The sequence below is a fragment of the Tenacibaculum aquaeponti genome (genome assembly GCF_057221555.1).
Genome location: NZ_CM170147.1, coordinates 869,698 through 880,000 on the forward strand (window position 1 = coordinate 869,698; position 10,303 = coordinate 880,000).

The following is a 10,303-nucleotide window of genomic DNA, read 5'->3' on the forward strand; positions in this document are numbered from 1 at the left end:
ATCTCAAGGAGTGACATCTGTAACTAGAAATAGTACTGGTAATTATACTGTTACAATACCTGATAGAGGTAACTCAGATTATATAGTTCAATTAACTGTTTTAAGCCCTACTGGTTTGCAAATAACCGCTCAGGTTATAGCACAAACAAACACTACATTTACAGTACAACTTTATGGTTCTAATATTTTCTTGTATAATGTAGATCGTGACTGGTATTTTACTATAAAAGATTTATAAAATTGAAAAATAAAAAATGAAAAAAATAACCTTCTTATTTATATTTTTTTTTACGTCAATTAATTACGGACAAGTATTTTCTGGAACCCCTATTTCAGGATTTCCTAGTGGTACAACAACTCAAATAAATGCAATTCCAAATCCTGTTGAAGCAACCATAGCTTATAGTACCAATGAAAAGATATTTTATTATTATAACGGTACGACTTGGGTTCCTTTTAATATTTCTTCAAATACTATAGGAGATATTAAATATGGTGCACAAACAGCAGATCATTCAGGTTGGTATTTATTAAATGGTAGAAATATTTCAGATCTACCAATAAATGCACAAACTTCAGCTAATAATTTAGGCTTTTCTATTACACTTCCAAATGCATCTAATAGAGTTCTTAAACATCCTAATATTGGACAAAACATTGGAGATACTGGTGGACAAGTTAATACAACACTAACTCAAGCTAATTTACCCAATATTAATTTTACTGGAAGCACTAATGTAGCAGGAAATCATAGCCATACTATTCCAAGAAGAACAAGAACCTTTAGAGTTTTTAATAATGTGGATTCTAATATAACTTTCTTTGGAAATAATGGAACTACAAATACAAGCACAACAGGTAGCCATACTCATACAGTATCTATAAATAGTGGTGGTTTAAATCAGTCTTTTGAAAGATATCAACCTTATCTTGTTGTTAATACTTTCATTTATCTCGGCCAATAAAAAAATATTATATATGAGAAGTTTTATATCATTAGTAATAATAATTATACCAATATATATTTCTGCTCAAGTTTTTCCAGGAACGCCTGTTTCTGGTCTTCCTAGTGGAACAACAGCGCAAATATTAGCAACTGTAAGCCCTGTAGAAGGTGTTTTGGCTTATAGTACAGATCAAAAAATAATTTATTATTACGATGGAACGAATTGGGTTTCAACTAGTGGAAGTAACTGGTTATTAAATGGTAATGCTGGTACAAGTAACACAAATTTTTTAGGTACTATAGATGATGTTCGCATGCAAATACGTTCAAACAATTTACCTATTTTAGAATTTGGTAGAAGGGCTACTTTAGGACTTGTTCAAGGTTTTCCTGATTATACTGATATAAATCAACCTTTAGTTCATTTGAACGGAAATGGAAATATTGCTGCACTACAATTTGCTGCATCTGGTGCTTCATTTTATAAACCGATGTTTTTCACAACTTCTAATGGAAGTTTTCGACTTAAAGGTAGCTCTGGTGTTACAGATTTATTTGAAATAGGTTCAGGTGGCCCATCTAATGACGGGCGTTTAGAATTTATAATTGGGGATGACGGTGCAGAACCTATTATTTTTAAAAGGTATGATTATAGAAGAGGACAGTTTCATAAGGAATTATTTAGAGTTCAAGGAAGTAATAATACTGCAGATGCTAAAACTCGTTTTGGTATAAATTTAAACACAAACGAAATTCCTGTAGATAGTGATTATAATGATCCACAAACTGGATTTAATATTGCTAATTCAACTTTACAAGTTTCTGGTTCTATTTCTAAATCAATTGAAATAGTTACAGGAAATATTACATTAACAGAAGATCATCATACTATAATAGTTAATAATAATGCTTTAATAACACTTCCTCCAGCAAACACATGTAACGGAAGAGTTTATGTTATCAAAAATATTTCTGGGAGTACATTAAATATTTCTAATTATTTAAATCAAACAAATAATAATTCAACAACTATAGGTCCTATTAACTTATGGCTACAAAGTGATGGTAATAACTGGCAACAAATCAATAGTACTAGTACAGCAACTAATAATAATAATAATGGACTACAATATTACACTTGGAATATAACTAATACATCTCAACCTAATATTAATAACAAACGAACTTTGGGAGTATCAACAACTCAAGGTCAAACTACCTCCCTATTAGACAATACCTCTAGAGCCAATTTAGCTCCAGATAATGATGGGTATATAATTCATTATATAGGTACAATTAATGTTCAAAATACAGGTAATTTTACTTTTAATGCTAGATCAGACGATGGTTCTAGAATATATATTGATAATGTTTTAGTTGTTGAAAATTGGTTTGATCAAGGAGCTACAACTAGATCTGGAACAGTTACCTTAGCTGCAGGTGAGCATAAAATAGAATTTTGGTATTATGAAAATACTGGAAGTGATTTTATGCAATTTACTTGGGGAGCAAATCCAGATGGCTATACTGTTGGAAGTACAATTAATGCAAATCAATTTATCATCAAATAAAAATGGTTTCAAAAATTCAATACTTCTTTAAATATTTCGATTTATATGTTAAATAACAAATCACTAAGGATAAAATGAGAAAATTATTTAATAATATTCTATAAACCTTCTTATAGATAATTAACTTTACAATTTATAAAACTACTAACTTTTACGAAAAAACAAATTAAAACTTGTAACCTCATAAAAAACTAACAAAACTACTGCAATAAAAAGAAATAAAATAATGCAAAAAATGAAATATTTACTATTGTTATTCTTATTTAGTTCCTCAGTTTTTTTAGAAGCTCAAGTATTTCCAGGAACACCTGTTTCTGGTTTTCCTAGTGGAACTACAGCACAAATTACAAGTGTATCTAGTCCAGTAGAAGCAGTAATTGCATATAGTACAGATGAAAAAATATTCTATTATTTTGATGGAACAAGTTGGATTGCGTTAAGATCTGGTCCAAGCGTATATGTTGGTTTTTTTATAATAAACGCACCAGGGGGTACAACAGCTACAAACTTCAATCAAGTAATTAATGGAATTCCTTTTCAACCAAGTCAAATAACATTTATTGCTCACTCAAATATAGAAAACTTAAATGTAAATTCTGCTGGTTCAGGAGGTCTTAATACAGCAACACTTCAAAATGCATTTGGTACAGCAAACGGTTTTGCTAGAAATGATAGTGGTACTATAACTCAAGCAAGTATTTACATAGGAGGTAGTGGTAGTTCTATTAATTCAATTTCAAGATATTCATCAAATAGCCAATGCTTTGGTTTAAGATATGGAAATCAAAACGCTGTAAATATGGGAATCATTTCCGGAACTCTTACCTCATTCAATAATAATGGTTTTTCTATCAATGTTAATTATTCTTTAGGAGTATCTGGTAATACAAATAGAGATAATGATATTTTAGACGAAAGTTTAGTTGTCTTTTTTACCGCATATAAATAATCCCGCTTAAAAAAACTAAATAACTACCTGAATGTGACTTAATTAAACTTATTGTGTCTTAATAAGCGAGATTAACGATAAAATGAAGTGAAATTTTGCAATCAATACAACAAAAAAAGCACTTTATAACTAAAAACCAGCGTTTTATAATAATATTTAGTTTTTTTTTTGTAAGTTCGCAACGTTTTAAAAGACTAAGCTCACAGTTAATCCCTAATTAAAGATTATTCGTCGAAATAAATGTGAATATGTTTTTAATTAATTATGAGTTAAGTTGAATTTATAATAATGATTTTGAAAAATGATCATTTGCAAAAGAAAACTAATAGATTGTAAGTAAGTAGTAAGTAAATCCCAATAGGAATAATGAGAATTCTTTCCCTTATGCTGTTTTTAACGGCAGTAGTAATTAATGGCCAAACTGCTCTGAAAAATTTTGGAAATATTCAAATGCACAATGGAGCTGAAATAGGTTTTCATACAGATTTAATTAATGATGGACAATTTGAAAACAACCTTGGTTTTACAGGTTTTTACAGCGATAATGAAACTCGTATAGTATCAGGAAAAAACAGGCCAGTCTTTAATAATGTTGAAATTGACGCTATTAATGATTTACAATTAAATACTTCTTTAGGTATAAAAAACGAGTTAGAATATGTTAATGGAAAAGTACTAACTCCAAGAAATACAATACCTGTTTCTTTAGATTTTATTAGACACGATTTTTACGTTGGAGAAGATGATGATAGACATACAGATGGTTATGCATCTATAACTGGGAATAATGAATTTATTTTTCCTATTGGTGATGATAATAGATTCAGACCAATGATTACACCCAATCAAAACACTGAAACTTATTTTAATGGTGCTTACTTTTTTGAAGACCCTAATTCTCCATCAACATTTTCAGAAACTTTTACGACAGGAGAAAAACAAGTTTTTTTAAAAAACATCAGTACTTATGAATTTTGGGATTTAGATGGAGATAATAAAACTACTGTCACTTTAACTTGGGATACTTTTAGTTCAATTGAAAATATCTCGCCTGTTTTAAATTTCCTTAGAGTAGTTGGTTGGAGTAAATCTGAACAAAAATGGATAGATTTAGGTAACACTAATGTTTCTGGAGATTTAAATAATGGAAAAATTACTTCAAACGAATTTATTCCTAATGAATATGAAATAATTACAATAGGGTCTATTTTCTCTGATATAGAACTAGGAAGCGATAATTATTTAATATCTCCTAATGAGGATGATGTAAATGATGCTTTGGTTTTTGAAGGTCTTGAATTATATCGTAAAAACAAATTAACGGTATTTAATCGTTGGGGAAATATTGTATTTAAAGCAACAAATTACAAGAATAATTGGGAAGCTATTTCTAACGGTAGAGCAACTATTAAAGCAAGTAAAAAATTACCCGTTGGCACATATTTTTATACTCTTGAATTTGGTAATGATAGTATTAATAACTCAAGAAAAGGTTGGATTTATATTAATTATTAATTATTATTTTTGAATAAACTTTTTTCTTGATAGATCATACATTCGTCATACCAACATATAAAGAATCTCCATTTTTAGAATCTTGCATTTTAAATTTAAAAAAACAAACTATACCAAGTAATATTATTATTACCACTTCTACACCTACTGAACAAACTAGACGTGTAGCCCATAAATATAGCATTCCGTATTTTGTTAATAACAATGGAAAGTTCGGTATAGGAAACGATTGGAATTTTGCGTTGTCTAAAGTTAAGACTAAATTAGCCACGATCGCTCATCAAGACGATATATACGAGGATAAATACACCGAGAATATTTTAAAAGCTTCGTGCAAACAAGAAAATTCTTTATTATTTTTTACTGATTATAATGATTTGATTGGCAATGAAATTAGAAGTAACTCTCTAAATTATTTTATAAAAAAAACGCTACTCCTTCCTTTTTTAATTAAAAAAACTCATCACCGTCATTTTTTTAAGAAAAGTATTCTAATTTTTGGTGATGCTATTTGTTGTCCTTCTGTAACTTTAAATTTAAAAAACATAAAAGAACCTGACAGTTTGTTTTCTCCCAATCACAAATGTGTTTTAGATTGGATAGCCTGGTTAGAACTAGCTAAAGAAAAAGGGAGCTTCACTTTTATTAATAAAAAACTAATTCAACACAGAATTCACGAAAGCTCAGAAACATCTGTTTCATTAAACTCTGGAGTTCGAGAACAAGAAGAGTTTGAAGTTTTTAAAAATATTTGGGGAAAAGGTTTTGCTAAATTATTAATGCGTTTTTATTCTTTCGGACATAAAGATAATATCGTTTAGTTTTTCTGAGCTACAGATATAAACTCATTATACTTAAAAAACTTACCAACAAATCTCGGAAAAGGGAATGAATAAAACTTCTTATTCTCCACTCCTATTGTCGAAAATATTCTTTTTATAACTTCAAAATCTGTAAACTGTACATGTGTTTGATCTGATGCATAACCAGCTTCTTGAGGCGTAATTACAACTATTTTCCCATTATCTTTTAAAAATGGTAAATACTCTTTTAATAAATCTGAAGCTTGTTCTTCAGTCATATGTTCAGCAACGTGAGCCAACAATATCGAATCATAAGATTTTTCTTTACAATACTCTGAAGATAAGAATTCTTCATTTGTAAAAGCTGTTAGCCCTTTTTCTTTACAAATAGCTACCGAATCTTTATTATGATCTACTCCTACTCCATTTCCTTTAATATGAAGTAAATTTCTTCCAATTCCACAACCAATATCTAAGGTAAAACCTAAGTCTAATTTATTAATATTATACCTGTATGGCCTTTGAACATCTAACAATGTTTTCCACCATACAAACTGTTTGTCCACTAATCTTTCTGTATAATCTTTATCAATTGTGTTTTTACTCATTACTTCTGAAGTTTTAATTGGTTTTTCGCATAATTTAAGTTGTTTTTAGCCAAAACGAAATCTGGAGCTATTTCTATAGCCTTTTCACAAGCTTCTATTGCTTTCTCGTATTGTTTCATAGATGAGTACGAACTACAAATATTATTATAGGCTTGATAAAAATCAGGTTTTAAATCAAGTGCCTTTTCACAGGTTTTTATACACTCATTAAACATCCCTCTATTGTAATATAACAAGCTTAATTCTAAATACTTCCCCGCAGTAGGATTTATTTCTGCCTCCTCTGCCATCACAGTTAATTTATCTTTTTTATTTTTCGCTAAGTCTTTATGATCAAGAGCTACTTTGTCATTCGGTAAAATAGTTAGTGTCTTATTTACTAAATCATTTAACTTAGTCCATTCCTCTAAGCTATAATAAGTTCTAATAAGTAAATGTCTATTTGCTAAATTGTAGGGATTTAACTGAATTGCTTTTTCTCCATATACCATCGCTTTCTCTACATCACCTTTCTTACTCAATTCTCTTGCGTAATAGTAATAAGGTAAGTCATCATTAGGTTTTAACGCTATAGCTGAGTTAAAAAACTCTTCTGCCTTTTTATAATTTTTTGTTGCCGAATTAAGAATTCCTAAATTAATATGAAGTGTGTAATAATTTGGATAGATTTTAAGAGCTCTATTGAAATAACTTGATGCTTCTGGATAATTTCCTTTTGCCATTTGAGTAAGACCGTAATTCATCAAACCACGTCCGTTTTTAGGACTTTTCTGAGTTACGTCATACCAAAATGTTTCATCGTTTAACCAAACTTTGTTTCTTTGGTAAGTCCCGTAAGCAAAAGAAAATAAAACGACAAAAATCCCAGCTCTAACAATATTTATTTTCCATAAAGACCTGTTTAATTCATTTTCAAACTTTAAAACATATAAACCAATTGCATAAGTAATACTAAAAGTTAATCCGATAAATGGAAAAAACATTCTATGATCATTCATAACTTCGGAAAGTGGTGCTAGTGAAGTTGGTAATAAAGCAAACATAAACCAAAGTAATCCAAAAGAAATTGGTCGTGTTCTTTTTTGTAAAGAAGTTTTAACGGTTATATATATTAAAGCTATTAAAAACAATAATCCTGCGATAATTCTATCATCAAAAAAATTAGGAATAACAGTCCAATCAGTATCTCCACTTAAACTAAATGGTAAGAAAAAGCTTACGAAATAATGAAACCAAACAAAAGGCTGAGTTTGAATATAATGACCCAAATTATTTGATAAGCCTGCAATAGACCCAGTTTTTATTAATGTATAGGATTGAACTATAACAATACCAATAATTAAAGGAATTAACGCTAAAACTATATTTAAAGAGGTTTTTACGTTCTTAAGCTTGAAAAAATCAATTACAGACTTATCTTTTTCAAAAAAGAATATATATACAAACAACAGCATTGGTAATACTATAATTGTTTCTTTCGCTAATACTCCAATCATAGCCGGAATAATATATAAGTAATTTTTTCTTGTACTAGGTTTTAATATGAATAGACTAAAAGAAACTACAATGAAAAAAGTTGATAAAACATCTGATCTCGAAATAATGTAATTAATAGTTTCGGCATTTACTGTATGTATACCAAACCAACCCACTGCTAACAAACAAATGTATTCCATCCACTTGTGTTGAATTACATTAGTTGTTATTTTTTTAAACATAAAAAACATCAACACTAAAAGTGATATAAATACAATAAACGTTGATAAATGAAAATAAAAAGGGTCTAATCCTCCCGCAATCCAATAATCTATAGCTAATGTAGTTGTCACTACTGGTCTCAAACCCCAATGATCTTTAGAAGAACTTACCATTTTTGTATCAACAAAAAATTTGGGGATATTCTCAATACTTCTAATATTTACATTATTTACAATCGTATGACTGTCATCGAAATGAAATCCATTTTTAAAATGATTAGAATATGTAATTAGTAAGACTATAAACAGAATTCCTGATAATATTAAAATGTTTCTTTTCTTAACATTCATAAAAATAATCTATATTAGTTATTATAAATCCAAATTACTAAATTTTAGTCTATAATTTATCAGATGAATTCCAATTTTTCAAATCATAAAATAGCTATAATAATTCCTTATTATAATGCTTCAAAGCAAATCACTAGGGTCGTTTCTAAAATTCCAGGCTATATTCATTCTGTTATAATTGTTGACGATTGTGGTAAAGAACCTTTACCTGAAAAAGAAATAGCAACAATTCTTTCTAATAAAATTGAATTCATCTCTCTAAAAAATGAAATTAATTTAGGTGTTGGTGGAGCAACAAAAAAAGGATTTGAGTACGCCTTAGAGAATGAATTCGATATTGTTATTAAGGTTGATGCTGATGATCAAATGGATTTAAATTATCTTCCTGATTTATTAAATCCACTTATAGAAAACAAATCAGTAATAACGAAAGGAAATAGATTTAAAGATTTAAAAGCTCTAAAAGCTATGCCTTTTGTGAGAAAATTTGGAAATTTAGGTATTTCTTTTCTAACAAAAGCTGCTACAGGTTATTGGCATAATTTTGATCCAACAAATGGTTTTTTAGCAATAAAAACAAGTATTTTAAGAGAAGTTGACTTTTTTAAAATTCATAATAGATATTTTTTTGAAACTTCATTATTAGCAGAATTTTATTTTCAGAATGCCCAAATAATTGATATTGCTATGCCTGCTATATATGGAGATGAAAAATCCAATATGAATGTTTTTAAAATGCTTTATATTTTTTCAAAAAATTTAACTGTAACATTTTTCAAACGAATAGTAAAACGTTATTTTTTATATGATTTTAATATTGGATCAGTTTATTTATTAATAGGGGTTCCTTTATTTATTTTCGGAATAGTATTTGGGCTTAAAACATGGATTATTCATAGTTCTAATAATACATTTACACCTACCGGAACTATTATGATTATTACTTTATCTATAATTTTAGGTTTTCAATTACTTTTACAAGCAATTCAGATAGATATTACCAATGCTCCTAAAAACTCTTAATTTTTTTTTCACTTCGTGGAGTTGTTGGATTATAACCAAAATCATTATCTGGTAATTCTATACCTAGTTTTTCAATAATGAAACCAATACTCGCATAATGATGAATAGCATGGCTATGTGCTTGAACTAAAGCACTGGATAATGTATAATTGGTGGTGATTTTACCATTGCCTAAATCATCAGTGACTTGAACTATTTTATCAAAATCATTTTTATTTAAAGAACGAAGTTCGTTAATTACATCTGTAAAATATAATATACCAGCTTCAGTTTTTAATTGAGCTAATTCGTTTCTCTCTCTATCAGAAAAATCAATTTTACCTTTATCTAATCCTTTAAAAATACATGAAAAAACATCTAAAACGTGTCTCATATTATTTCCTATACTTGAATAATATGGAGGTACTGAACAGTCACTATATTGCTTATCAGATATGGAATTTAATAACTTTATACCTCTTTGAAGATTTTTCTCTATCGCATCAATCATTGATCAAAAATCTTAATTATTTTTTAATTCAAAAAATAATTTTAAATATAATTTAAACCTTTAACATCAATATTAAAACATATTAAAAAAGAATTCTTTATTATATTTTCTTAAAAGACCAGATAAATAAGCTTAATAGCATATTTATAAACTAGGAAAAATTTAATAATATCTATTTTAATATTTATAATAAATATTAAAAAACAAAAAATCCGATTAGTAAAAAACTAATCGGATTTTTGTTTAAAAGAAAGGCGACGACCTACTCTCCCACCAGTGGCAGTACCATCGGCGCTAATGGGCTTAACTTCTCTGTTCGGAATGGTAAGAGGTGAGCCCCATTGCTATAA

At 28.4% G+C, this 10,303-nt stretch carries 10 protein-coding genes and 1 rRNA gene (1 of these 11 cut by a window edge); 7 read left to right on the forward strand and 4 right to left on the reverse strand.

Translation table 11 applies throughout. The annotated features are described in order from the left end of the window. The first annotated feature begins 10 nt into the window (after window positions 1-10). The 6 genes from AC2TEO_RS03945 to AC2TEO_RS03970 all read left to right on the forward strand — a co-directional run bounded on the left by AC2TEO_RS03945 (window position 11) and on the right by AC2TEO_RS03970 (window position 5,802). Window positions 11-238 carry a hypothetical protein gene (locus AC2TEO_RS03945; RefSeq protein ID WP_442267777.1) on the forward strand — a complete coding sequence of 76 codons (228 nt, stop codon included), beginning with the start codon at window positions 11-13 and terminating at the stop codon, window positions 236-238. 16 nt (window positions 239-254) lie between these two features. Beyond that, window positions 255-965 carry a phage tail-like protein gene (locus AC2TEO_RS03950; protein WP_442266863.1) on the forward strand — a complete coding sequence of 237 codons (711 nt, stop codon included), beginning with the start codon at window positions 255-257 and terminating at the stop codon, window positions 963-965. 13 nt (window positions 966-978) lie between these two features. Beyond that, complete coding sequence (locus tag AC2TEO_RS03955; RefSeq protein ID WP_442266864.1) at window positions 979-2,517, forward strand: PA14 domain-containing protein; 1,539 nt, start codon at window positions 979-981, stop codon at window positions 2,515-2,517. Between the two features lie 235 nt (window positions 2,518-2,752). After that, window positions 2,753-3,466 carry a phage tail-like protein gene (locus AC2TEO_RS03960; protein WP_442266865.1) on the forward strand — a complete coding sequence of 238 codons (714 nt, stop codon included), beginning with the start codon at window positions 2,753-2,755 and terminating at the stop codon, window positions 3,464-3,466. A 384-nt stretch (window positions 3,467-3,850) separates the two neighbouring features. Continuing rightward, on the forward strand, window positions 3,851-4,981 hold the full coding sequence (locus AC2TEO_RS03965) for a T9SS type B sorting domain-containing protein (RefSeq protein ID WP_442266866.1): 1,131 nt from the start codon (window positions 3,851-3,853) through the stop codon (window positions 4,979-4,981). 26 nt (window positions 4,982-5,007) lie between these two features. After that, window positions 5,008-5,802: a glycosyltransferase gene (locus tag AC2TEO_RS03970; protein ID WP_442266867.1), complete on the forward strand. Its 795-nt coding sequence runs from the start codon at window positions 5,008-5,010 to the stop codon at window positions 5,800-5,802. Here AC2TEO_RS03970 and AC2TEO_RS03975 read toward each other — a convergent pair. Both AC2TEO_RS03975 and AC2TEO_RS03980 read right to left on the reverse strand, forming a co-directional pair. Next, complete coding sequence (locus tag AC2TEO_RS03975) at window positions 5,799-6,392, reverse strand: class I SAM-dependent methyltransferase (protein WP_442266868.1); 594 nt, start codon at window positions 6,390-6,392, stop codon at window positions 5,799-5,801. The two genes, AC2TEO_RS03970 and AC2TEO_RS03975, sit on opposite strands and share 4 nt — an antisense overlap. After that, window positions 6,392-8,440, reverse strand: a complete 2,049-nt coding sequence (locus AC2TEO_RS03980) for a tetratricopeptide repeat protein (protein ID WP_442266869.1) — start codon at window positions 8,438-8,440, stop codon at window positions 6,392-6,394. Before AC2TEO_RS03980 ends, AC2TEO_RS03975 begins: the two co-directional genes overlap by 1 nt. Before the next feature lie 63 nt (window positions 8,441-8,503). Here AC2TEO_RS03980 and AC2TEO_RS03985 point away from each other — a divergent pair, with 63 nt between their 5' ends. After that, the gene (locus tag AC2TEO_RS03985) at window positions 8,504-9,463 is read left to right on the forward strand and encodes a glycosyltransferase family 2 protein (RefSeq protein WP_442266870.1); all 960 of its coding nucleotides are present in this window, start codon (window positions 8,504-8,506) and stop codon (window positions 9,461-9,463) included. Here the strand turns inward: AC2TEO_RS03985 and AC2TEO_RS03990 are convergent. Beyond that, window positions 9,450-9,953 carry a DinB family protein gene (locus AC2TEO_RS03990; protein ID WP_442266871.1) on the reverse strand — a complete coding sequence of 168 codons (504 nt, stop codon included), beginning with the start codon at window positions 9,951-9,953 and terminating at the stop codon, window positions 9,450-9,452. The two genes, AC2TEO_RS03985 and AC2TEO_RS03990, sit on opposite strands and share 14 nt — an antisense overlap. A gap of 249 nt (window positions 9,954-10,202) precedes the next feature. Beyond that, window positions 10,203-10,303 (reverse strand): 5S ribosomal RNA (rrf, locus tag AC2TEO_RS03995); it runs 8 nt beyond the window's last position.

Coding starts and splice junctions, on each gene's coding strand:
- AC2TEO_RS03975 (WP_442266868.1), bottom strand. CDS start 6,392: ATGAGTAAAAACACAATTGATAAAGATTATACAGAAAGATTAGTGGAC.
- AC2TEO_RS03955 (WP_442266864.1), top strand. CDS start 979: ATGAGAAGTTTTATATCATTAGTAATAATAATTATACCAATATATATT.
- AC2TEO_RS03950 (WP_442266863.1), top strand. CDS start 255: ATGAAAAAAATAACCTTCTTATTTATATTTTTTTTTACGTCAATTAAT.
- AC2TEO_RS03990 (WP_442266871.1), bottom strand. CDS start 9,953: ATGATTGATGCGATAGAGAAAAATCTTCAAAGAGGTATAAAGTTATTA.
- AC2TEO_RS03960 (WP_442266865.1), top strand. CDS start 2,753: ATGAAATATTTACTATTGTTATTCTTATTTAGTTCCTCAGTTTTTTTA.
- AC2TEO_RS03985 (WP_442266870.1), top strand. CDS start 8,504: ATGAATTCCAATTTTTCAAATCATAAAATAGCTATAATAATTCCTTAT.
- AC2TEO_RS03965 (WP_442266866.1), top strand. CDS start 3,851: ATGCTGTTTTTAACGGCAGTAGTAATTAATGGCCAAACTGCTCTGAAA.
- AC2TEO_RS03980 (WP_442266869.1), bottom strand. CDS start 8,440: ATGAATGTTAAGAAAAGAAACATTTTAATATTATCAGGAATTCTGTTT.